Origin of the sequence: Auraticoccus monumenti (assembly GCF_900101785.1) — a bacterium.
GTDB classification, from domain to species: Bacteria; Actinomycetota; Actinomycetes; order Propionibacteriales; family Propionibacteriaceae; genus Auraticoccus; species Auraticoccus monumenti.
This window is the reverse complement of the sequence record NZ_LT629688.1, coordinates 3,701,933-3,724,012: the sequence shown is the minus strand read 5'-3', so window position 1 is coordinate 3,724,012 and position 22,080 is coordinate 3,701,933. Positions and strand designations below refer to the sequence as shown.

The window sequence follows — 22,080 nt, the reverse complement described above, 5'->3', positions numbered from 1 at the left end:
GCCGTCCTGGCGAGTCTCGCCTCGACTGAGCAGGGGTGGGCGACGGTCCGGCCGGTGCTGCCTTTCGACCCAGCCCTCCGCCGAGGCGACGGTTTCGTGGGCGTCGGCGGCTGTGATGAGCGCGCAGGCCTGCTCCAGAGCCGCCCATTCGGCCCCTTCCAGGTCCGGACACTGGGCGAGCACCGTGTCAGCGGTCTCTCGCGCCGAGGCGCTCCAGGAGGTCGGCCAGGAGAACTCGGGCGTGGAGGGGCCGGCATCATTGCCGATCGCGGGCGGGTCAGTGGGGGTGGTCAAGGGACCCTCCTAGAGGTGATTGCGGGGAAACGACGGGTTCAACTACCGCGTCTAGATCAGGGGTCGCCCAGGGTGCGACCTGTCGCCCTATGACGCCCGGCCTGGGACGACCTGGGGGTGGGGGAGTGGGACCCCGGGTCCGAGGGGTGGTCGTCGCGAGCGGCGAGCATGGCGGGACGAAGCGGGCGCGGCGACGGAGGCGCGCCTGCGCGAGGCGGAATCATGACAGGCGAGGACGCGAATCAGCGAGAGGCGTGTCGGCGTGTCACCGAGCCGGAGGTCGTCGTCCACCCTATGGTCAAACTTGACGGCAGACACCGGTTCCGGCTATCGGAACCATCGTCGGGTGGGCCTCGGACAGAAGTTGGACGCGGGGAAGTGTTGCAACGGAAGACCGAGTCGGAGTCGGGGGACTCCCGCTGAAAGTTCCCCGGGCGTCGAGCGATCTCGACCGGAAGCTGTTCGTCAGGAAGGGTCAAGGTGGCAACGATTCGTCGGACCTCGACCCGCACCGTGCGTGTTAAGGGCACGCCGGTGCGGATCAAGACCACGATCACCACGACGACCAAGCCCAGGCGCCTGAAGTAGGCGCCTGACTACTACCTCCGTGAGCGGGCGCGGAGGCCCTCGTTGCCCTGAGTCGTGATCAATCAGGGTAGCCCCAGCAGTTGCCGCGGCGCCAGGGTCGTCGCTCTCGCCGACTCGGGTCAGCGCTTGGGGTGCAGCTCTCGAGCACGAAGGACAGGGCCTGAGTCCGTGCCGCAGTAGGCGGCAGCGGCGGCCTCGGCAGCGTCGGAGTCCTGAGGCCTGTCGCTCTGCCCATCGCCGGAGATGAGCTGGAGGGGAGCGGCATGCCCCCGCTCGGCGGCGCGGCGGGTGGCACGGGCAGACAGCGGCCGCGCTTCTCGACCGTTCCACTGGCACTGCTGCTGCTGCGGCTGCTGCCTGGCTGCCGCGGCGGCGTACCGGTTGCGGGTGGTGGTCATGCCAGCGTCTCGACGGGGAAGGTCTCGACGCGCATGCGCAGGATCTCAGGGGCCGCAGCCTTCACGGTGAACTCGTACTGCCGGTCGACCGCGTCCTGCCAGAAGGTCCCGGGCCGGTAGCGGGCCTTCCCCGGAATGTCCCGTCGCTGCACCGGATCGATGGTCCAACGGCCCCGGTAGCCGGCCGCGGCGTACGCCTCGTCCCGCAGCCGGAGGGCCTCGGTCAGCTCGGCGTGAGCGGCGGTGGCGCGCTCGTGCGCCTCAACGGCCGTCCGTCGGGACAGGACCACGAGATCGTCGTGGCACTCGACCCAGAGGGCAGCCACCCTGCGGACGGCGTCGAGAGCTGACGGCCGGCAGCATCGGCAGCGCGGCGCGCCGGGACGACGGCTGCCTGAAGAGCGTCCCGCGCGGAACGGCTCGGCACGTCACCTCGGCGTAGCGCTGTGCGGCAGTCCTCGTCGTGATCGCGTACGGCCTGCTGGCATCCCGGTAGGCCCGCCAAGCTTCGAGGTAAGCCTCCGTGGCCCGCCGCGAGGCCCGTGCAGCGCTGGGGCTGGACGGCAGCGTGCGCCGGGTCCGCGGGGTGCTGCCGGCCCTGGTGGCCGCACGGGCCGCCCGCTTCGAGCGGGTGGTGTCCCGCACGGCCAGCTCGGCGAGGCGGAGCTGGTCGAGGGCTCTCGGTCAGCTCGGTGGGGTCGCTGGCCGACCTGGTGGACCTGCTGCACGGACGGCCGGTCCCAACGGACGCCAAGCTCTTGCTCAGCGGGATGAACAGCAACCTGACCATCACCGACATCACGAACCTTCGAGCCTACGATGGGCATCGCCAACGTCATGACGACAACAGGGAGCAGCAGCCCCTTCTCGATCGGGACGAAGCCAGCGGTAGCCCCGTCACGCTACGGGCGTGCTGCCCGAGCTGAGTCGAGACGCAAGTACGGACGCCCGATCGCGGAAGTCCAAGCCGAAATGTACCAGCACGAGGTTGACCGTGACCAAGACCGCCCAGCCGAGACGGGAAAGGGCTGGGACTCATGTCAGTGCGAGCACCGAGAGGAGAGAAACCGCATGGGAACTGATAGTCGTAAGAAGCGCGTCGTGTGCAGCAAGTGTGATGGCCGCGGATGGCTACCTCACCCGAAGGGAGAGCAACCCGGCTATCCGGACCACATCACCTGCAGCAAGTGCGGCGGGGAAGGCATCATCTGACTAGGAACACACAGCGACCCCGGTGAGCGCTTAGTTCACCGGGGTCGTGGTCTGTTTGAGCTGGGTGTCAGTTCTCGTCGTTGTAGGCGTCAAGGACTTCCTGGCTGATGCGGCCGCGTTCGCTGACCTTCATGCCCTTCGCGCGCGCCCACTTACGGATGGCCGCAAGCTGGGACCTGTCGGTCCTGGTGGCAACGCCCGCACCACGGGACACCCGACCGCCGACGCGAGTCGCGTTGGTGCGGTAGGGCTCCACCGCGTCCTCAAACTTCTTGGCGTTCTTCTCGCTCAGGTCGATCGAGTACTCCACGCCCTGCCAGGCGAAGCGGATCGTCTTGCCGTCGTTCTCGTTCAGCTCTGTGCCGTCGATGTCGTCGACGAGCAGCTCGATGGTGCGCTTACCCATGTTGGTTCTCCCGAATGTTGACTGAGTATGCGAGTCGAAACGACTATAGCCTTCACGACAGGATACGCAAATACGCAGACGCGCAGAAGCGCTTCCGAGAGCGCTAACGAGTGCAGGCATATAAAGAGCCGGTTCTGTACAAAACCGGCTCACAGGCGCTCTCACGTAGTCTCAGGGCTATGCCTTCGCGCCTTGACCATCCTTGTCCGGCGTGGGGCTCGGGCAGTACCGCGAGGTCTACGAGCTTTCACCGGAGCAGAGCGCTCGGGCACTGTAGAACGAGCCGCAAGATCAAGTCGTCGCGATGGAGCTGTCGTGGCTCCGTGGCGTCAAGAGCCTCATCGTGATGGCCGGCCAGTCCGGTCGGATCAACCTGTCGTGGGACTCAGAGCGATCGCTGCTCTTCCATGAGCCGCGGACCGGCTTCACTGGGGACTGATCTTCCACGCCAAGTACGTCAACGACGTGGTTACACCAATCGGCACCTGGAGCTTGCACTCATGAAGCGCCTGCCTGGGGACGCCGAGCGCCACTACCGCACCACCGACCACAGTGAGGAGATCGCCAAGCTTCACTCGGTGGCTGAGGAGATCGAAGATCGCCAGGAACGAATCGCTGTCCGGTTGGCCGCTGAGCTGCTTCAAGCTCACGACGAGAGACCGGCATCAGCCTCGACGACTGGCCCACGGCTCGACAGTTCGTCGAGTCCTACGTCGGCACTGACATCCTCCCGAACTGTGTCTGAACCGTCTTTGAGCCCCGGACGTTAAACGGGGCTCCTCTTCATGTCCGCCCGCCTAAAGGGAACTATGCCAACCCAATCACGCGGGCGGGGGCGGATCGAGGCGCTCAGGAGGTCGCGGGTGCCATTGGCGCTGACCCTCTGGAGTCTTACGGAACTCCGCATCCGCATGATGCTCACTGACATATCGCCACGACGAGAGGTCACTGTTCAGGCGTCTAACCCATAGCTGGCCATGGCTGTCCCGAAAGGAGGCTGTAATGACATAAAAGGATCGGTATTCATGCGGCGGTGTGTTGACTGATGAGACTGAGCCATGCGAAACTACGTGCTCACCCTCGTCACCAAACCAGCGGGTGAAGCTTGGCTCCACCTTGAACATCGTAGTTGGATCGAACTCGGCGTTGTACTTCTGGCTAAATAAGTTTCGCCAGTTGCTCTTCCGGACATGGGTAACACGACCGGCCGAGACGTAGATTGGACCGTTCCGATTGTCGAGAAAGATCGATGGGAATCTTCGGTCCGCATCCTCGAAATCGACGCGCACAAGATCCGCCTCTCGGCGTCTGCTTCGTTGTGACTCGTGCTGCGAGAAGTAGAGAGCCACACCGACGGCCCCGATGGTCCCTACAGCCCCAAACCACTCAGCGAGCGACCCCAACTCCATGCCCAGGACCGTACTGGTTTTGGGTGACCGGACGTGTAGAACCCACCGAGTTGCCCGGTGGGTGGTGCCTCACAGTTGGAAGTAGGTGAGTGCGCTGGCGTCCACGTCTGTGGTACGTCCTTGGTCATCCGGCGGGCCGGCCAGGTGTTGCCAACGATGATGGCGCGGTCTGGCCTCCCGAGCAGGTGGTGGAGGAACCACGTTGCCCGAGTCTTGACAGGCAGGCGCATCAACTTGCCCTCCTAGTTCACGAAGAGCGTGGCGACACCGATGGACACGGCGTCGATGTAGCCGCCCACGATCTGCTGGTAGCTGTGCAGTGTGCCGTCGAGCTCCTGGACGCTGAGCGCCGCTTTGCTGTCGTAGGGGATGAGAGCACCTTGATCATGCTTCCTCCTAAGTCTTGTCACTAAATCGCACGGCGCGGCTCAGAGTTCAGGGCGGCAGGTGGGATCAGGGCGAGGTCGCTCCATGTAATGCAGAATGACGTTGTGGGAACCTTGGGAGAGCGTTACTCGTCGGTCGACGCCGTCAGGGAACACCGCGAACCCCTCTAGCGTGTTGGCGTCGTGGTACGCGTGGGCGAGACGTAGGGCGAACACCGGCTCGGTGTCGATCGCTAGCTTGAGGGTGTGACCTCGGACGCCTCGCCGTTGAGGGCGTGTGCACACTCATCGAGCGACGCGGGACTGGTGACCACCAGATCGACCGAGACCGGTTCGGTGTATCGCATGAGAAGCCTCCCGCCATGGCCGTAGAACGAACAGACTTGAGGTGCTTGGTGATGATGTCAATGGCGGGCTTAGCTGAAGCGCTGCGGCAGGCCCCGAGACGAGAAAGTAGCTTGTGAGGCCTCGTACTAGTTCAGTCCCTAAAGTAGTAGGGACGCTGGGCCTATGGTTGTCCCGTGATTAGTACACGTACGACTCTTGAGACGAACGGTATAAGTCGTGGGGCTTGCCATATGGAAAGTGCCCATAACGCAACTGTGACGCTCAATAAGGCGGCAAGGCTGCGCCTGGTCGGGGTCTCGGTCACGGACAGCACCGAGAACAGGATCTTCACCACCAACAATAGAGTCCCGAACGTCACTAGAAGGATGATGACAACCGTCCAGCCTTGCACTGCCAGTTCGAGGAACCGCGGATCTGCGCGATCGATCGCTACGGCGTATACAACAGTGCCGATGATAGCTGCGGTGAGTAGCCCAGCGATGAGTTGTGACATGACAGCGGAGAGGAAATTCCGCCAACTGCGCGGCGGGAACTCTGTTTTGCCAGTGAGACTGACCTCGAGTTTGAGTAACCGTAGCCGTGTTTGTGCACCATCGCGGTGGATAGCTTCCACGATCGGAGATACATCTACAGGCTGGGGTAAAACGTTCTCTTGACGGCTGATGGGTAGAGTGCGAAGCAGGGCGGTCGACAGGGTGTACTTCACTATCGCAGCAAGCAACTTCACCTGTAGCCTCCTATGGCTAACGCTCGGGACGTTGAAAGCCCACCCCTGTCACCGCGAACGGTACTGGATGGGGGCTGTGGGGGGTCGTCAGGACTTCGGGGAGTAGCCGGGACGCCGCCCGCGGGTGCTACGGGCGTTCTTGACCACGTCGTCCGCGATGAGCTTGCGGAAGTCGGTCAGGGTGACGATCACCGTCCGCTTCTCGCCGTTGTCGCCGATCTGCAGGGTAACGAGGTTGCTCGCGCCCTTACAGGTCGGAGACCTCGGACGGGAGGACGTCGAGGGCCCTTGGGCTCCTCCGCGCTGAGGTGATCGCGCACGATTATCGTTACGAACTCGGACTCCACCTCCCCGCCGATGGGATGACCGAAGCGGCCGTACCTGTCCCCGTACGAGTCGGCCACCGCGATGGACATCGGCATCGGTGCGGTGGGCTTGGCGCCAGAGGCGGAGTCCACCTGGCAGGGCGCGCTCAAGGGCTAACCCGGTCTTGCCGACCGACCTGCGGGATCAGGGTCGGTCGGCAACACGGCGTCGCCCATGGCTCAATTCATTCAGACGCCTCTTATCAAGATCGAGGGCAGTCATCATATTAGCCGCGGCGCGCTCTTGCCGTGCACGTTCGGCCGCGGAAAGATTGTGGTCGATTTCAAGATTGTTCTGTATGCCGTTAATCAAGTCTTCAGTCAGGGCGATGCTGTCCCGGAGGCGAGCCCTCTCGGCGTCCGCATCCAGTTGCCTGCTTACCGCCCGTTCTAGGTTGGCGGACGCAGATTCGGCCGGTACGCCACGGCGCTCCAAGCGATCAACTCGATGGGAGATCCCGCGCAGGAGTAGGAGCATTTCGTCCGTCTTGCGGGTATCTTCGTCGCGCTCCTGGGGCGCTGGTTCTGTTGTTTCCGCAAGCGTCGCCTCCGCGTCCCCGAGAGCAGCCTCCAAGACGGCCCACGCAGCATCAAGTTTGACTTCAGCGCGACCCTCACCGATGCCGCCGAGTAGGCACAGCAATGTAAACACGCGGAGAAACCCACTCCGGTCTCCCTTAACGGCCTGGTAAGTGGCCAAGGGGCCGCGCAGGTCAGCCGCTGAGGTAAACCCGACTAGAACCGGAACCACCCGTGTATCCACGTCCGTAACTTGCCGCCCAAGTGCCCCGGCCTCGTAATTCAGCCAGGGGCGGTCCTGGTTCTCAGGCGTCACAATGAGCACACCTGCCACGGCACCGTTTAGGCCGTTGTGAATCTCCTCAGCACCCCTAGATCCCGCCGCGATATCCCTGTCGGACATCCAAGGATCTATACGGTCGAACACAAGGTGGATAGCCTCGTGTAGTGCCCGCGCGACCCTACGGGAGGGCTCGCCTGACCAACTGATGAATACGGATTTGGGGTAGTCGCCGGGAGCCACGAGGCGAGCCTAGGGCCCATGCAGACCTGATGGGGCGCTGAGACCGAGTTGTGACCTAGTCACATGATTTCGGAGATCTGGGAGAGTGAGCGCCCAGTCGCCGGGGCATGTCGTCACAGTGTGTCTGGGGGTCACCCCCTTGGGTCACCAGGCGCGGCTGCGCTCCCAGCCGTCGTCGAGGTCGTGCGCGTCCTGGGGTAGCCGGTAGGCGGTGCGGGGCTGCGAGGTCGCCGGTGGGGCCGTCTGTCCCCTCGCGGCGAGCATCCAGGCGTGCCCGAGCTTCCCGCCCTCGGAGGAGTTACAGCCCTTATGCGCGGGCTTCATGCCGGTGAACAGACTGCCGCCATCGGCCAGTGGCGGGTTGTGGTCGACGGTCCAGTAGGCCGGGTCGTTGCTCATCCGGGTGGGCAGCGTGCGGTCGATTTCGGCGCCGCAGATCCAGCAGAACTGACCGTCGTCGCTGGCCTTGAGAGCGGCGGCCTGGGGCCGGACACGGACGAGTCGCGGCCCTTGTTCGCGCGCTTGCGCTACGGTCGGACGCGGTAGTTCACGACGTCTCCGGGTCGTGGTCGCCGATGGTGCGGTGGCGACCTCGCGAGCTGGGCGGACGGTGGTGGTGACCTGATCCCCGATCTCCTTTCCCATGGCCCTCACCAGGAGGATCTCTGCGGGGGTGGCGGATCGGGTGACCGTCCGTCCGGGGGAGGTGGCCATCCGTTCGGCGTCGGCGGCTTGGGTGGTGTCCTCGGCCTGCCAGGTGGGGCAGCCGGCGTGGTGCTCGAACGTCCACCCGTACAGGCGGAGGCCGGAGCAGGTGGGGTAGCGGGGGTCACGTCGACCTCTCCTTCTATAGGAGCGGGGATGGGGGCTGGCTACCTGAGGAGTGGGCCAGCCCTCATTCGGCTGCTCAGGCCCTGGCCTGGGGTGACCAGGGCGACGGCCTCGGGGTGGGCGAACCCGAACCCGACCCGCATGGTGGCGCGGACCGCGACCGAGTCCGACGTGAAGAACCACGACCGGTCGACGGTCACCTCGGCGTCGCGGCGGGTCACGACGTGGACGCGGGCGCGGAGGATGGCCCAGACGAGGCCGGGGGCGACGGCGGCGGTGACGCGCAGCGGCCGCCCCTCGATGATCCGGCTGGGCTGGGCTGGGCTGGGTGGGGTCGAGGGCGAGCAGCGGCTCGTTGGATCCGTCGGCCTTCTTGAGCCGACCGAGGGCCAGGGCGGTGTGGGGCGCGCCACCCAGGTGTCGACGGTCGTGCCGAGCGCCTCGACACCGGCGGCGGCCTCGGCGAACATGTCGAGGTTGGTGAACGCGCCGGTGACGGTGGTGACCTCGTCGGTCAGGCTGCCGAGGCCCTCGGAGGCGGGAGCGGCGAGGTTGCCGAAGTAGGCGGCGTCGAGCTTCACCTGGAGGTCGCCTCGCAGGCCGAGCCCGACCTGCTCCGACGCCTCGGGGCTGGAGTCCTCAGCCACTTCGCGGCTGATCTTGCTGAGTCCGGCCAACTTGCTGGGGATGACCACGAGCTCATCGACGTCGGCGTCCGACATCGGGATCTGCTGGCCCTCCTGCACCCACGCGGCGGACGGGTCGGCGTTCCAGATGGGGATCCGGATGTCCTTGCTGTCGGTGACTACGACGGTGGCGGTCTGGAGGGCGGCCGACTCCTGCTGGAGCGGCTTGATGATGAGGTCGTGGACCTGCTCGGGCCGCAGGAGGGCGGAGCCGGTCTCGGTGTTCATGGCCATGATTTCTGCTCTCGGGGTTGGCGCGCCGAGATGGGTGGGTGGCGCGCGAGTGACGTGGTGTGTCCTCGCGGGCCACGGGCCGCTGCGGGGTGCCCCTCGGGGGCGGGTGGTGCGTGGTGCGTGCCCCTCGGGGGCGGGTGCGGCGGGAGGCCGTCCCCCTGACAGTGACCCGGGAGGAGGTGTGGTGGGGGACCGGCTGCCCTGCAGCCAAGAGCAGGCGAATCAGCAGAGATGTGACCCGCGCCAGCAGCGGCTACTTGCGCCTAGCGCCTCCACCAACGGAAGCATTTAGCAAGACCTTCGAGGACTTCTGCGCGGTGCCGTGGCGGCACCCCGCGAAGAGCCATGAAGGCGAGGGCGAGTCGGGCAGAGCAGAAGATGGCTACTACCAGAAGGCTGTAAAGGGTCAAGGTCATGGCGGGCTCCCCGCGCTGGACTGCACCGACGTCGAGGCGATTACATCGACGGGACAGGGAGGCGACTCATGGCGCTCAGATTGGGTCCGTTAAATACTATGCGCGACGGGGCCGCGAATTACAAGGGTGGAACTAAAGGTAGATAGGTGCGTACCCTGCGGGTCAGCTGGACGCTGGCCGACCTGGCCGGGGCCGACCGGCCCAGCCGGGCGCACCTGCTCACCGCGCTGGCCATGCGCCGCGGCGAGCCCGCCGAGGGGCTGGTGGCGTGATGGGTGGGCTGGACGAGCGGACGGCCCGGATGGCGCTCGCCTGCGTGTGCGAGCCCGTGACTCCGACGTCACCGCGCTGGTGCACGAGCGGGGCGGGGCCGAGGTGTGGGAGGGCGTCCGGACCAGGACCGACTCCCCGGTCTGGGCGCGTCGGGTGGCCGCACTGCGGCTGGACCGCGTGCAGGCGGCCACGGAGGCGACGGGCGCCCGCTTCGTGCTGCCCGGTGACACCGAGTGGCCCGACGGGCTGGAGGTCCTCACCTGCGCAGAACCGGTGGTCGACCGGGGCGGGCTCCCGATCGGGTTGTGGCTGCGCGGTCCGGTGCCGCTGGCCGAGGCGGTGGGTCGGTCGGTGGCCGTGGTGGGATCGCGGGCGGCGACCAGCTACGGCCAGGGGGTCGCACCGACCTGGCCGCGGACCTCGCCACCCAGGGCGTGGGGGTGGTCTCCGGTGGGGCGTACGGGATCGACGCGGCGGCGCACCGGGGTGCCCTGGCGGCCTCGGCAGGGGCCACTGTCGCCGTGCTGGCCAGCGGCGTGGACGTGGCCTACCCCCGTGGCAACAGCGCCCTGCTGGACGAGGTCGCCCGCCGTGGGGTCCTGGTCTCGGAGCACCCACCCGGTGAGCACCCCACCAAGGTGAGGTTCCTGGGGCGCAACCGGCTGATCGCCGCGCTGGCGCAGGTGTGCGTGGTGGTGGAGGCCACCGCGCGCTCGGGAGCCCGCAACACCGCCAGCTGGGCGCTGCGGTGCGGACGGGTGCTGGGAGCGGTGCCCGGCCCGGTGCACTCGGCCCAGTCCGTCACACCGCACCGGCTCATCGCCGGGGCGGAGGCGGCGCTGGTCACCGGCGCCGCCGACGTGCTCGGGCTGCTCGGCCCGCTGGAGGCCACCCGAACCGAGCGGGCCCACGGTCAGCGCCGGTTGATGGACGACTGGGACGAGGCGGCGGTCGCGGTGCGTGAGGCGCTGCCGGCCCGGGGCTCGCTGACGGTCGGGGACATCTCGCTGCGGGCCGGTCGGGAGCTGCCCGAGTGCCTGGCCGCGCTGGCCTGGTTGGAGGAGGAGGGCCAGGTGCAGCTGACCTCGCAGGGGGAGTGGCGGTTGGTGCGTCCCTAGACTGCAGGACATGAGCTGGTACGCCCGTCCGTCCTGGCAGCTCGTCCGCCAGGTCAGCGCCGACGCCTTCGTGGTGGTGTGGGCGGTGGTGTGGTGGCTCGTCGCCCGCTTCGTCGACCAGGTGGTGAGCGCCCTGGCCGGTCCTGCCCGGGAGGCCGCGGCCACGGCGACGCAGCTGCAGGAGTCCTTCCGGGGCGCGGCGCAGACCGCCGGCCAGGTGCCCGGTGTGGGCGGGGACCTCCGCAGCCCCTTCGACGCCGCAGCCGAGCAGCTGGGTGGGCTGGCCGGGACCGCTCGTGGCCAGGCCGTCCTGATCGAGCAGCTCGGCGACCTGACGGGGGTGCTGGTGTTCGTGCTGCCGGTGGCGATCCTGGTGGCGCTCTGGCTCCCGCGACGGCTCCGGTTCGCCGCCCGCAGCCGGGCGGCGCGACGCTTCGTGGACTCCCCGGCAGACCTGGACCTGTTCGCGCTGCGGGCGATGGCCACCATGCCGCTGGACCAGCTGGCGAAGATCAGCGACGACCCGGTGGCTGCCTGGCGGGCGGGGGACCGCCAGGTCATCGCGTCGCTGGCCGAGACGGCGCTGCGTCGGGAAGGGCTCCCGCCGCTGCGGGTCACCCGCTCCTGAGCCGTCCGCCTGCTCGGCGCGCTCGGTCCGGTCCACCCGTGCGCGCAACCACGTGGGTGGCGTCCGGCGGCTCGCGCACGGGGCTATGAGCGTCCGGGCCGCGCGCTCCGTTCCTGGATCAGCCGGCGGGGTAGAGCAGGTCCTGGTACTCGGCGTGGTCGGCGAGGAAGCGGGCGGTGTAGGGGCACTGGGGCACCACGGTCCAGCCGCGGGTGCGCACCTCGTCCAGCACCACCGTGGTCAGCTTCCCGGCGATGCCCTCACCGCGGTGCGTCGGGTCGGTCCAGGTGTGGGTGACGGTGGCTACGGTGCCGTCCAGGTCGTACTCGACCCGGCCCACCTCGCTGGCCTCGTCGAGGGCCCGGAACTGGTGGCCGCTGCTGTCGTGCTCGAAGGTCAGGCTCATGGGGACATGGTCCCAGCCGCCTCCCGGGAACGGCACCGGGGCCCTGCCGTGGTGCGGCAGGGCCCCGGTTCCGGGGAGCTCACTTGTAGCTGACGACCGCCTTGCCGGAGCGCCAGGTGATGCGCCCGCCCTCGAAGTCGCTGTAGCGGGTGCCGTCGGAGGCCGACTTCTCGGTGCTGACCGGGAGGCCCAGCCGCGACGCCTCGGCGCCCACACCCACGTAGGCGGTGTTGATGCCGCCGTAGGTCTCCACGACCTTGCCGCCGACCCAGAACATCGTGGACTTGGTCAGGGTCTGCTTGGCCACGCCCTTGCTGGCCGAGACGGTCTCCAGCCCGGTCGGGATGCCGCGCGAGGCCTGGGCGGTGGCGCTCAGCTTCTTGTAGTGGGTGGCGACCCCGCCCCGCAGCACCTTGGTGCCTCCGTTCCAGAAGAGCCGGCCGCCCTGGAAGTCCTGCACCGAGACCCCCAGCGTGCTGTGCCTGGTCTCCGGGCCGGTCGGGCCGCCGAGGAACGAGCGGTAGGTGTCGTTGTCGCGGTAGGTGTGCCAGAAGCCGGCCCGCACCAGGTGCGCGCCGGTGCTGCCGCTCCAGATGATGGCCCCGTCCTCGAAGCGGTTGGCCCGGTACCCGGTGCGGGGGTAGGCGTACTCGTCGCTGACCGGGAAACCGATCGCGCTGGTGGGCCCGCCGAGCGTGCGGTAGGTGTCACCGATGGCCCCGGTGGCCAGGTAGGACCTCGTGCCAGCCGAGTAGAGCTGGTGCTCGGCGAACTCGGTGACGCGCCCGTCGGCCACCACCCGCTCACCGAGGTAGGGCTCGCCGAGGTCGCCCTTGCCCCCGCCGAGGGCCTGCCAGCGGGTGAAGTTCGGAGTGGTGCGCGAACCCACGAGGGTGTTGACCCGCTCGCGCAGCCAGGTCATCTTCGAGCGGACGTTCGTGCCGGGGCAGGCGGTCGACATCACGTCGCCGTGCCCGCTGATCCGGTTGATGTACTTCCCGGCCAGCGTGACCTTGCTGAGCGGGTCGCGGTAGTAGGCGTCGAACTTCCAGGCGAGCACCTTGGCGCCGGCCTCCAGCATCACGCTGGGTGCGGCGGCGGTCTCGTAGTTGCCCATGAAGGAGATACCGACGGTGTCGGTGTTCCAGCTGGTGGCGTGGGCGCCGTGGACCGGCTTGTCCACGCCGCCGGAGCGGCCCTCGAAGACCTGGCCGTACTTGTCGATCAGGAAGTTGTAGCCGATGTCGCACCAGCCCAGGGTCTGGGTGTGGTAGGCGTAGATGCCGCGGACGATGCTCGCCGACTGCGCCTTGGTGTAGCTGTTGATCCCGGCGGTGTGGTGCACGATCGCGCCCTGGATGGTGTCACCGGTGTAGGTCTCGCACTCCTTCTTGCTCTCGTCCGCGCCCCAGCCCTTGCGGCTGACGTAGGCGGGTCGCGGGGCCATCCCCGGGGCGGCGGCGGCCGCTGCGGTGGTGATCAGCCGGCTGTCCGCGGAGGTCTCCTCGGCCTCGACCAGCGCCAGCCGGGGCTCCACCAGCCGGCTGCCGGAGGTGCCGGTGAGGCGGACCTGGACGGCGTCGGAGGGGCCGACGTAGACGGGGTCGGTGCCGGTGCGGCCCTCGCCCTCCTCCTCGACCGCGTCCTGGGCGGCGTCCTCGGCCGTGGCCCACCCGGTCCAGTCGCCGTCGGTGCGGGTGCGGAACTGCACGGTGGGGGCGGGGCCCTCGCTGGCGGCGTCCCAGGTCACGCCGAGGGTGGAGAACTCCTCGACCTCCTGCTGGGGCAGTTCGGCGAGGACGACCTCGCCGACCTGCTCGGTCTGCTGCTGGGTCTGCGAGCGCTCGGTGGTCCGCTGCTGGGAGCGGCCGCCCGTGCCGGGGGCCTCGAGGCTGACCTCGGTGACCGGGGTGTCCACCTCGGCCTGGGCGGGGAGGGTGTGCACGGCGGCGAGCCCGCCCAGCAGGAGGGCGGCGGCGCCGAGGGCGGTGCTGCGGCGCAGGAGCGCGCGGGGGTGGGTGGTGGGGGAGTCCATGACGGCCTCTCGGTCGTGGCGGTGCCGTCGGGGGTCGGCGCCGCGCAGTCGCGTGTAGTTAACGTCGGATCGCTGGTCATGTCACGTGCACCCTGAACCCACACTCCACGGTTGGGCGCTGCCCACTGCCCGCCGAGGCACGTCCGGACGTCGCGCGGTCGCGGTCTCGGCTTCCGGGAGAGACGGGTCGCGGCGGTGTCGCCGGGTTAGCGTGCCCGGGTGACCGAGCAGCGCGACGAGACCGGGTTCAGCACCCGCGCCATCCACCTGGGGATCGACCCGGACCCGCTGACCGGCGCCATCGCACCCCCGGTCTTCCAGACCTCCACCTTCCTGCAGGACGCCGTGGCCCAGCCCCGCAACGGCTACGAGTACGCCCGCTGCGCCAACCCCACCCGCGACCTGCTGCAGCGCCAGGTGGCCGGTCTCGAGGGCGGCCGGCACGCCTTCTCGGTGGCCTCCGGGCTGGCCGCGGAGGACCTGGTGCTGCGCGCCGCGCTGCGTCCCGGCGGCCACGTGGTCACCGGCTCCGACGCCTACGGCGGCACCTTCCGGCTGCTGGAGCAGGTGTGGGGTCCGTGGGGGATCAGCACCTCCAGCACCGAGCTGGGGGACCCCGCCACCCTGGACGCCCACCTGGCCGACCTCGGCGAGGGCGTCCTGGTGTGGGTGGAGACACCGTCCAACCCCTTCCTGCAGGTGGTCGACCTGGCCGCCTGCGCCGAGGTCTGCCGTCGTCACGGCGCGGTGCTCGTGGTGGACAACACCTTCGCCTCCCCCTACCTCCAGCGGCCGCTGTCGCTGGGCGCGCACGTGGTCGTGCACTCGGCCACCAAGTACCTGGCCGGGCACTCGGACTCGGTCACCGGGGTGGTGGTGGTCGACGACGACGAGCTGGCCCAGCGGATCGGGTTCCTGCAGAACGCCGCCGGCGCCGTCTCCGGCCCGATGGACGCCTGGCTCACCATCCGCGGGCTGAAGACCCTGGCGGTCCGGATGGACCGCCACTGCGCCAACGCCCAGGTCCTGGCCGAGTGGCTGGTGGGCCACCCGGCCGTCTCCGCGGTGCACTATCCGGGTCTGCCCGACCACCCCGGGCACGAGGTGGCGGCGCGGCAGATGTCGGCCTTCGGTGGCGTCGTCTCCTTCCAGCTCCGCGGCGGGCGGGGGTCCGCGCTGGCCGTGGCCGAGGCCACCGAGGTGTTCCTGCTGGCGGAGTCCCTGGGTGGGGTCGAGTCGCTGGTGGTGCACCCCGGCGAGATGACCCACGCCTCGGTCAAGGGCACGCCGCGCGCCGTCCCCGACGACATGCTGCGGCTCTCGGTCGGCATCGAGGACGTGGAGGACCTGCAGGCCGACCTGGACCGGGCGCTGAGCACCCACTGACCCGCGGCGCCGCGCCGGTGCGCGTCATCGGCCAGGACTTGCTATAGTTCATCGCTGTCCGGCTTGCCGGGCAGTCCACTCGTCCGGGTGGCGGAATAGGTAGACGCGCTAGCTTGAGGTGCTAGTGCCCGTTATAGGGCGTGGAGGTTCAAGTCCTCTCTCGGACACACGTTGGAGCCGCTGACACAGGGCGCACGAAGAGCCCCGACCCGCACAGGGTCGGGGCTCTCCGCGTCTCCGGACCTGACGACCCCGCTCCGACGGCTAACGCCTCAGGCTCAGCCCAGCAGCGGGAACCGGTCGGCCAGGCCCTCCAGCTCCGGCGGGACCGGGCTCCGGCCCGTCCCCACCAGCACCGCCTCCTCGTCGTCCAGGGTGGTCGGCAGCGGCTGACCGAGCAGGGCCTCCAGCGTCCGGCGGGCCAGCTCGAGGGCGGTCGCAGGCGGCTGGTCGCCGGTGGCCAGGTCGAGGTGGTGGACCGCGTGCTCGACGGCCCAGACGGCCAGGAAGTCACCGGCTCCGAACACCCAGCGCTGCCAGCGGACCGGCTGGTCGGGCATCACGCCCACGCCGCGGAGCAGCGACGCGGCGACGTCACGGAGCTGCTCGCGCGCGTCGTCGGGTCGGGTGAAGACCAGGCTGCGCCGACGCTGGGCCATCAGCTCCGCCACGGGGTCGCCGCCGCCGTAGGCCTCGGCGAAGGAGGGCCAATAGGAGGCGGCGTCGACGTCGGGGGCGTCGTCCACCCGCGCCACCATCCCGCCGAGCATCTCCTGCCAGCCGGCGAGCACGTGCACCACCACGTCGAGGCGCTGCCAGCCGTGGCAGCGTGACGGTCCGAGCAGGTCGTGCTCGGAGAGCCGGTCGACGCCGGCCACGAAGCCGTGCACCGACTCCACGCAGGCCTGGCGTGCGGTGTCGAGGTCGATGGTGAGGGACATGCCGGCAGGCTAGCGCCGACCTCTGACGGTCTCGCCCGCCGGCCCGTCGCTCGGCTGCGGCCCGGTCAGTGGCTGGTGCGCCCTCGACCCGACACCAGCATCGGCGGCACCAGCCGGTCGACCACCACCCCGGTCACCACGGAGAAGACCGTCTTGTGCAGCAGGTCGACCGCGAGCTCCTGGCGGGGCCAGCTCGCCGGCGGGGCCCCGGCGCCGGTGCCGTTCTCCAGCGTCTGGTCGAAAGCCAGCCGCACCACGGTGTGCCAGGCGTTGGCGGAGGTGCCGCGGATCCCGGTGACCGACCAGACGCCGCGCAGCGCACCCAGGGTGGCCCCGGTGGCGAAGTGCATGACGTGGTTCCACGCCGTCGGACGCTCCCCGTCGCCGGTCGGGCGGCCCAGCAGGGTCAGCAGCGTGCGGGCCGGGACGTAGGAGTCCGGGCGGGCGGTCACCCGCTGCTCGACCTTCTCACCCACCGACATCACCCCGGCCCCGACCAGCCCGGCCAGCGCCCCACGGCCCGCCGCCGCGGCGATCCTCCCGGCTCGTGTGCTCATCCGTGTCCTCCTGCTCGCTACCCGGTCGGTGCCCCAGCGGGTCCACCCGCTCCAGCGTCGTACCCCGCCAACTCACGGGCACACCGACCCTCGGCGTGCCCCGACCCCGACCGAGCTCGGCCCGGTGGCTGAGGCGGCCTGGCCCTGGCAGAACCGGTCACCCAGCCCGACGGCGTGGCTGTGACGGGGAGACCATCGTGCTGGGTGACCAGTTGTGCAGGTGGGCCCCGACGCAGGGGCCCGTGGTCGACGGCGCGCGGAACCCGTCCCTGCGCAGACGGCTCCGGCCCCTTGCACCCCGACCTCGGCTCGGGCGAGTGCTGGGTGCCCCGGGCGGGCCGAGACGCGGACCAGGGTCGCGACGGTGCCAGCCACCTCAGCTCGGCCCAACCTCGGAGGTGTCGGTCGCGCCGCGAGTGCGGCGGACCGCCAGCCCCGTCGTTCCAGCGGGTGCCGGGGGACCCCGGGCTCAGCCCGAGTGCGCCCCCACCGCGGCGATCGGGGCGTCCAGCTCGGGCAGGTTGCGCCGGATGGACTCCTCCCAGCGCAGCTGCACGCCGAGGTCCTCGGCCAGCAGGCGCTGCAGCTCGGCGCGCAGGGCGGGGTCGGCGTGCACCTCGGCCGGGGTGGCGCCGCGGTCCTGACACAACGCCACCAGCGCCCCGACGGCCTCGCCGATGGACCACTCCACCGGGTGGAGCCGGTAGGCGCCGTTGGTGATGTGGGTGGTGCCGATGTTCTTGTTGGCCGCCAGCAGGTTGACCGTGTCGGCCGGGATCAGCGCGCCGAGGGGGATCTGGAAGGGGAAGCAGTCGATGTCGACGTAGCTGCGCCCCGACGTCGAGGGGTGCAGGTCGATCCGGTAGTAGCCGGTGCCGACGGAGTCCTCGAACAGCTCCGAGCCGACGTCCTCGCCCCGCATCTCCTTGCCGATGTGGCCCTCGTGCACCGTGAACAGCGCCTTGATCCGACGCGACTCGCGGATGTAGGGCTCGAGGGCCAGCCCGTCGGCGGTACCCAGGACGTCCCCGCGCAGCCGCAGCTCGGGGTAGCCGTGGCCGCCCTCGCTGCGGGGGGCCTCGGTCTGCAGCCAGTGCACGAAGGACAGCGTGAGCTGGCGGGCGTCCTCGAGGGCGGCGGCCGCCTCCTGCTCCGACACCCCCAGCAGCGGGGCGTCCCAGTAGTCGATCTGCGGCCAGTTCACCAGCGTGACCTCACCGCCGGGGAACCCCTCGCGCAGGTTCTTCCGCGCCAGGATCCGGCGGTAGTGCCACAGGTCCTTGGCGGTGCTCTCCGCCGCCTCGTCGGGGTGGCCGGCGAAGACCGGTCGGGTCCGCCGCTCCAGCGAGATGGGCTCGACGTCGTCGAAGGAGAGCTGCGGGCCGGGCCAGAACGGCGCGACCTGGGTGGCGAAGTGGTGGTAGCGCTCCGGGCGGGGGATCGTGTGGTCGGCCCCGGGGGCCCACTCCAGCGCGCAGCACCAGGAGATGGCCTGCTGGTCCAGCGGGTCGGCCGCGTCGGGGGCGTGCAGCTCGCCGAACTCCGCGGCCGCCTCGGCGCCCAGCACGTGCTCCACGCCGGCCAGCGGCAGCAGGTCGCCGAGCTCGGTGGCGTCGGCCACCAGCGGGGCCACCAGCCGGGTCTCGGTCCCGGTCCGGACGCTGCGCACCGTCACCGAGGTGACCCGGTCACCCTCGCGGGTGGCGGCCATCGGCTCGTGCTCGCGGAGCCACTGCAGCCGTCCGGAGGAGAGCAGCGGGGACATCATCTCCTCCAGCACCAGCGCGGCCACCCGCGGCTCGGCGCACAGCCGGGAGACGAAACCCGCCCCGGGGTTGAGGTGCTCGTCGGCGGCGGCCTCACCGGTCAGCGGGTGCAGCCGGCGGTAGTGGTTGCGGATCCCCTCGCGGAGCTCGGTGTAGCTCGGCGAGGCGGCGGGCCCCTCGATCCAGGCGTGCTCGTCCGGCGGGACGCCCTGGGTGGTCAGCTGGCCGCCGAGCCAGGGGGAGCGCTCGGTCAGGATCACGCGGCGACCGAGACGGGCGGCGGTGAGGGCGGCGGCGACGCCACCCAGGCCGCCGCCGACGACGACGAGGTCGGCGGAGAGCTCGGTGGGGGCGGCTGGGGCGGGTGTGGACATGGGTTCCTCTCGATGCGGTGCTCGGGGTGGGCAGGGCCCTGCCCCGGGTGGGGGGATGGGTGGGGTTCAGCCTTTGACGGAGCCCTCGGTCAGGCCGGAGACGAAGTGGCGCTGGTTCAGCAGGAAGACGATCAGCACGGGGAGGGTGGCCAGCACGGCGCCGGCCATCATGGTCCCGTAGCGGACCGTCCCGGTGGCCAGGAACTGGGCCAGGGCCAGCTGCACCGTCTGCACCTGCGGGGACTGGGTGATCACCAGCGGCCACAGGAAGTCGTCCCAGACGCCGGTGAAGGTGAAGATGGCGATCACCGCCACGATCGGGCGCGAGAGCGGCAGGTAGATCGCGGTGAAGATCCGCCACTCCCCGGCGCCGTCGACGCGGGCCGCCTCGGCGAGGTCGCGGTTGGCGGTGCTGAAGTACTGCCGGGCCAGGAAGATGTTCATGGTCATCACCAGGTGCGGCAGCATCAGCCCGGGCAGGCTGTCCAGCAGGCCGGTGCCGCCGTAACCGCCGAGGTCGTTGCCCCCGGCCAGCGGGAAGCCCTTGGCCATCAGGAACAGCGGGATCAGCGTCACCGAGCCGGGGATGGCCGCGGTCGACAGCAGCAGGTAGAACAGCGCGGTGCTGCCCCGGAACGGCAGCAGGGCGAAGGCGTACCCCGCCGCCACCGCGGCCAGACAGTTGGTGAGCACCGGGACGACGGTGACCACGAACGAGTTGGCCATCGCCCGACCCAGGTTCGCGTCGGTGAACGCGTCCACGTAGTTGGTCAGGGTCGGGTCGGACGGGACCAGGGCGGCGGAGGAGAAGGCCTGCTGCTCGGGGGTGAAGGAGATGCTGACCATCCAGGCGAACGGCACCAGCACCAGCAGGGTCACCGCCACCAGACCCAGCCGGGTGGCCCAGGTGGCGCGCCGGGTGCGTCGCGAGGTCGGGCGGTGCGCCGGTGCGGGCGCGACCAGGGTCGAGGTGGTCATCAGCGCCTCCCGGCGATGCCGCGGATGGACACGAAGGAGAAGGCTGCGATGAACGCGAACAGCACGAAGGCCATCGCCGAGGCCGAGCCGAAGCTGTTGTACTGGAACGCCTCGGTGTAGATGAGGTAGTTGACGGTGGTGGTGCGACCCAGCGGGCCGCCACCGGTCAGGATGAACAGCTCGGCGAAGCCCTGGGCCAGGAAGATGATGTCCATCGCCACCACGTAGGTGAGGATCGGGCGCAGCCCGGGCAGGGTGATGTGGCGGAAGCGCTGCCACGGCGAGGCGCCGTCGGTGCTGGCCGCCTCGTACAGCTCCCGGGGGATCGACTGCAGCCCGGCGAGCAGCAGCACCATGTTGCTGCCCAGCGCCTTCCACACCCGCATCGCCGCCACCGCCGGCATCGCGGCGTCCTCGTCCAGCAGCCACGACTGCGGGCCCAGGCCGAGCCCGGTCAGGGCCTCGTTGACCAGGCCGTTGGGAGAGTAGATCCACAGCCACACCACCGCGACCGTGGTCAGCGAGACGATGTGGGGCACGTAGAGCGCGGAGCGGAAGAACCCGACGCCCCGGAAGGGCCGGTCGGCCAGCATCGCCAGCACCAGCGCCACCACCACCGTGGGCGGGAGCACCAGCAGCACGTACTGCCCGGTCACCAGCAGGGCCTGGGCGAAACCCCGGTCGTCGAGCAGCGCGGCGTAGTTGCTGAGCCCGACGAAGCGTGGCCCGGAGCGGCTCAGCGGGCTGTACTCGGTGAGGCTCAGGAGCAGGCCGTAGAGCACCGGGACCAGCTGGTAGACCAGCACGTACAGGGTCGCGGGGAGGACGAACAGCACCCCGATCCAGGACGTGGTGGCCATCCGGCGTCGGCGCGGTGCCGGCTGGCCGCCCCCGGCGGGGAGGACCGCCGGGGGCGTCGTCTGCTGCAGGGTGGTCATCTCAGCCGGCCTTCTGCAGGATGCCGTCCACCTCGGCGGCGGCCTGGCTGAGGGCCTCGTCGGCCGGAAGCTTCTCGTTGGTGGCCTGCTCCAGGTACTGGGCCATGGTGTCGCGCACCTGCACCCAGCCGGCCACGTTCGGGTTGGGCACCATCGCCGGCGCCGAGTCGAGGTAGGTCTGCAGGGTGTCCGAGCCCTGGACGTAGTCCGACCCGGTGGCCGAGGCGCGGACCGGGATTGCCCCGATGCCCTCGGTGTACTCCACCCCGACCTCGGGGGAGATCAGGTACTCCAGCAGCTGCCAGGCCAGCTCCTGCTCGGGACTGTCGGCGTTGATCATCAGACCGGGCCCGGCCCCGCCGAAGGCCGCCGGGTCGGTGCTGCCGTCGAAGCTCATCGCCGGGGCCACCCGCAGGTCGGCGTCGGGGTCGGCCTTCTTCATCTGCGCCAGCTGCGGGGCGGTGGCGACCATCATCGCCGCGTCCCCGGTGACCAGCGGCTGCTGGGCCGGCGGGACGGCGCTGTAGTCCATTCCCAGTCCGGTGGCCACGGCGTCATCCCCGGTGTAGGTGCCGGTGATGAAGTCGAGCACCTCCGCGCCCTCGGATGAGGCGAAGGTGGCCGAGCTGCCGTCCTCGCTGACCTGGGTGCCCCCGGCGGCGTACAGCAGGGTGGCGAAGCTCTGCTGCAGCCCGATCGGGTGGCTGGGCAGCAGCAGGCCGGAGCGGGTGATCTCGCCGCCGTCGCGCTCGGTGAGCTGCCCGGCCAGCTCGCGGGCCTCCTGCCAGGTGGCCGGGGGCTGGTCCGGGTCCAGCCCGGCCTCGGTGAACGCGTCGGCGTCGTAGGCCAGCAGGCTGCCCTGCAGGGACAGCGGCAGCAGGTACTGGGTGCCGTCGACCTGCCCGCCGGGGAGCGCGGCGGCCATGTCCTCGCGGTCGGCCAGCTCGAGCTGGTCCAGGAACGGACCGAGGTCGGTCAGCCGGTCGTTGGCCACGAAGTCCGCGACGGCGGCCGGGCCGTGACCGAAGACGTCGGGTGCGGTGCCGGCGGCGAAGGCGGCGTTGAGCTTGGTCGACATGTCGGGCCAGTCCAGGAACGTCACCTCCACCTCGGCCCCGGTCTCGGCCTCGAACCGGGGGACGATCGTCTCGGTGACCAGCTCGATCTCGGAGGCGTTGGTGCCGGGGAACCAGACGGTCAGCTGGTTGCTGCCGCCCTGCTCACCCTCCGCGGCCGGCGGGGGGCCACCGAGGCCGCAGCCGGCCGTGGTGAGGGTCAGGGCGACGAGAGCCAGGGCCGCTGTGCGGCTGGCTCGACGACGTGGGTGCATCGGAACTC

Annotated in this window: 19 protein-coding genes and 1 tRNA gene; 5 read left to right on the top strand and 15 right to left on the bottom strand. The window is 69.8% G+C overall.

Features of this window, described 5'->3' with window-relative positions; genetic code table 11:
* Positions 1-1,276: 1,276 nt before the first annotated feature.
* The 7 genes from BLT52_RS17225 to BLT52_RS17195 form a co-directional block, all read right to left on the bottom strand.
* On the bottom strand, positions 1,277-1,606 hold the full coding sequence (locus BLT52_RS17225; RefSeq protein WP_157677195.1) for a hypothetical protein: 330 nt from the start codon (positions 1,604-1,606) through the stop codon (positions 1,277-1,279).
* Between the two features lie 953 nt (positions 1,607-2,559).
* On the bottom strand, positions 2,560-2,898 hold the full coding sequence (locus BLT52_RS17215; RefSeq protein ID WP_090595246.1) for a histone-like nucleoid-structuring protein Lsr2: 339 nt from the start codon (positions 2,896-2,898) through the stop codon (positions 2,560-2,562).
* A gap of 425 nt (positions 2,899-3,323) precedes the next feature.
* Entirely contained in the window at positions 3,324-3,548 is a 225-nt protein-coding gene (locus tag BLT52_RS17210; RefSeq protein WP_090595245.1) for a hypothetical protein, read from the bottom strand.
* A 1,653-nt stretch (positions 3,549-5,201) separates the two neighbouring features.
* The gene (locus BLT52_RS20945) at positions 5,202-5,768 is read right to left on the bottom strand and encodes a hypothetical protein (RefSeq protein WP_157677194.1); all 567 of its coding nucleotides are present in this window, start codon (positions 5,766-5,768) and stop codon (positions 5,202-5,204) included.
* Between the two features lie 510 nt (positions 5,769-6,278).
* Entirely contained in the window at positions 6,279-7,175 is an 897-nt protein-coding gene (locus tag BLT52_RS17205) for a toll/interleukin-1 receptor domain-containing protein (RefSeq protein WP_090595243.1), read from the bottom strand.
* A 144-nt stretch (positions 7,176-7,319) separates the two neighbouring features.
* Entirely contained in the window at positions 7,320-7,820 is a 501-nt protein-coding gene (locus BLT52_RS17200; RefSeq protein WP_157677193.1) for a hypothetical protein, read from the bottom strand.
* Between the two features lie 227 nt (positions 7,821-8,047).
* On the bottom strand, positions 8,048-8,926 hold the full coding sequence (locus BLT52_RS17195) for a phage major capsid protein (RefSeq protein ID WP_090595240.1): 879 nt from the start codon (positions 8,924-8,926) through the stop codon (positions 8,048-8,050).
* A 562-nt stretch (positions 8,927-9,488) separates the two neighbouring features.
* Between BLT52_RS17195 and BLT52_RS17190 the strand changes: the two genes are divergently transcribed.
* From BLT52_RS17190 to BLT52_RS17180, 3 genes are all read left to right on the top strand, one after another.
* Complete coding sequence (locus BLT52_RS17190) at positions 9,489-9,614, top strand: magnesium chelatase subunit ChlI family protein (protein ID WP_090595239.1); 126 nt, start codon at positions 9,489-9,491, stop codon at positions 9,612-9,614.
* 306 nt (positions 9,615-9,920) lie between these two features.
* Positions 9,921-10,733, top strand: coding sequence for a DNA-processing protein DprA (locus tag BLT52_RS17185; protein ID WP_172804073.1), 813 nt, complete (start codon positions 9,921-9,923; stop codon positions 10,731-10,733).
* Between the two features lie 10 nt (positions 10,734-10,743).
* On the top strand, positions 10,744-11,361 hold the full coding sequence (locus BLT52_RS17180) for a hypothetical protein (RefSeq protein WP_090595236.1): 618 nt from the start codon (positions 10,744-10,746) through the stop codon (positions 11,359-11,361).
* Positions 11,362-11,479: 118 nt separating this feature from the next.
* Here BLT52_RS17180 and BLT52_RS17175 read toward each other — a convergent pair whose 3' ends face one another.
* Both BLT52_RS17175 and BLT52_RS17170 read right to left on the bottom strand, forming a co-directional pair.
* Positions 11,480-11,767 carry a GNAT family N-acetyltransferase gene (locus tag BLT52_RS17175; protein ID WP_090595235.1) on the bottom strand — a complete coding sequence of 96 codons (288 nt, stop codon included), beginning with the start codon at positions 11,765-11,767 and terminating at the stop codon, positions 11,480-11,482.
* Positions 11,768-11,846: 79 nt separating this feature from the next.
* Complete coding sequence (locus BLT52_RS17170) at positions 11,847-13,802, bottom strand: N-acetylmuramoyl-L-alanine amidase (protein WP_090595233.1); 1,956 nt, start codon at positions 13,800-13,802, stop codon at positions 11,847-11,849.
* Positions 13,803-14,021: 219 nt separating this feature from the next.
* On the opposite strand from BLT52_RS17170, the gene BLT52_RS17165 reads away from it, so the two are divergent.
* Positions 14,022-15,188, top strand: coding sequence for a cystathionine gamma-synthase (locus BLT52_RS17165; protein ID WP_090595232.1), 1,167 nt, complete (start codon positions 14,022-14,024; stop codon positions 15,186-15,188).
* Positions 15,189-15,269: 81 nt separating this feature from the next.
* Positions 15,270-15,355, top strand: a tRNA-Leu gene (locus tag BLT52_RS17160).
* A 111-nt stretch (positions 15,356-15,466) separates the two neighbouring features.
* On the opposite strand, the gene BLT52_RS21745 is transcribed toward BLT52_RS17160, so the two are convergent.
* The 6 genes from BLT52_RS21745 to BLT52_RS17130 all read right to left on the bottom strand — a co-directional run bounded on the left by BLT52_RS21745 (position 15,467) and on the right by BLT52_RS17130 (position 22,072).
* Complete coding sequence (locus BLT52_RS21745; RefSeq protein WP_090595230.1) at positions 15,467-16,129, bottom strand: maleylpyruvate isomerase N-terminal domain-containing protein; 663 nt, start codon at positions 16,127-16,129, stop codon at positions 15,467-15,469.
* A 65-nt stretch (positions 16,130-16,194) separates the two neighbouring features.
* Entirely contained in the window at positions 16,195-16,686 is a 492-nt protein-coding gene (locus BLT52_RS17150) for a hypothetical protein (protein WP_090595229.1), read from the bottom strand.
* Between the two features lie 469 nt (positions 16,687-17,155).
* Positions 17,156-18,826, bottom strand: a complete 1,671-nt coding sequence (locus tag BLT52_RS17145) for an FAD-dependent oxidoreductase (protein ID WP_090595227.1) — start codon at positions 18,824-18,826, stop codon at positions 17,156-17,158.
* A gap of 66 nt (positions 18,827-18,892) precedes the next feature.
* The gene (locus BLT52_RS17140; protein WP_090595225.1) at positions 18,893-19,804 is read right to left on the bottom strand and encodes a carbohydrate ABC transporter permease; all 912 of its coding nucleotides are present in this window, start codon (positions 19,802-19,804) and stop codon (positions 18,893-18,895) included.
* The gene (locus BLT52_RS17135) at positions 19,804-20,742 is read right to left on the bottom strand and encodes a carbohydrate ABC transporter permease (protein ID WP_090595224.1); all 939 of its coding nucleotides are present in this window, start codon (positions 20,740-20,742) and stop codon (positions 19,804-19,806) included. The genes BLT52_RS17140 and BLT52_RS17135 overlap by 1 nt, the downstream gene beginning before the upstream one ends.
* Position 20,743: 1 nt before the next feature.
* On the bottom strand, positions 20,744-22,072 hold the full coding sequence (locus tag BLT52_RS17130) for an ABC transporter substrate-binding protein (protein ID WP_090595222.1): 1,329 nt from the start codon (positions 22,070-22,072) through the stop codon (positions 20,744-20,746).
* Between the last annotated feature and the right edge of the window lie 8 nt (positions 22,073-22,080).

What these genes read in the sequence shown, in the direction of transcription:
- BLT52_RS17215 (WP_090595246.1), bottom strand. Translation starts at nt 2,898, where the DNA reads ATGGGTAAGCGCACCATCGAGCTGCTCGTCGACGACATCGACGGCACA.
- BLT52_RS17200 (WP_157677193.1), bottom strand. Translation starts at nt 7,820, where the DNA reads ATGGGAAAGGAGATCGGGGATCAGGTCACCACCACCGTCCGCCCAGCT.
- BLT52_RS17195 (WP_090595240.1), bottom strand. Translation starts at nt 8,926, where the DNA reads ATGGCCATGAACACCGAGACCGGCTCCGCCCTCCTGCGGCCCGAGCAG.
- BLT52_RS17180 (WP_090595236.1), top strand. Translation starts at nt 10,744, where the DNA reads ATGAGCTGGTACGCCCGTCCGTCCTGGCAGCTCGTCCGCCAGGTCAGC.
- BLT52_RS17175 (WP_090595235.1), bottom strand. Translation starts at nt 11,767, where the DNA reads ATGAGCCTGACCTTCGAGCACGACAGCAGCGGCCACCAGTTCCGGGCC.
- BLT52_RS17170 (WP_090595233.1), bottom strand. Translation starts at nt 13,802, where the DNA reads ATGGACTCCCCCACCACCCACCCCCGCGCGCTCCTGCGCCGCAGCACC.
- BLT52_RS21745 (WP_090595230.1), bottom strand. Translation starts at nt 16,129, where the DNA reads ATGTCCCTCACCATCGACCTCGACACCGCACGCCAGGCCTGCGTGGAG.
- BLT52_RS17150 (WP_090595229.1), bottom strand. Translation starts at nt 16,686, where the DNA reads ATGAGCACACGAGCCGGGAGGATCGCCGCGGCGGCGGGCCGTGGGGCG.
- BLT52_RS17145 (WP_090595227.1), bottom strand. Translation starts at nt 18,826, where the DNA reads ATGTCCACACCCGCCCCAGCCGCCCCCACCGAGCTCTCCGCCGACCTC.
- BLT52_RS17140 (WP_090595225.1), bottom strand. Translation starts at nt 19,804, where the DNA reads ATGACCACCTCGACCCTGGTCGCGCCCGCACCGGCGCACCGCCCGACC.
- BLT52_RS17135 (WP_090595224.1), bottom strand. Translation starts at nt 20,742, where the DNA reads ATGACCACCCTGCAGCAGACGACGCCCCCGGCGGTCCTCCCCGCCGGG.
- BLT52_RS17130 (WP_090595222.1), bottom strand. Translation starts at nt 22,072, where the DNA reads ATGCACCCACGTCGTCGAGCCAGCCGCACAGCGGCCCTGGCTCTCGTC.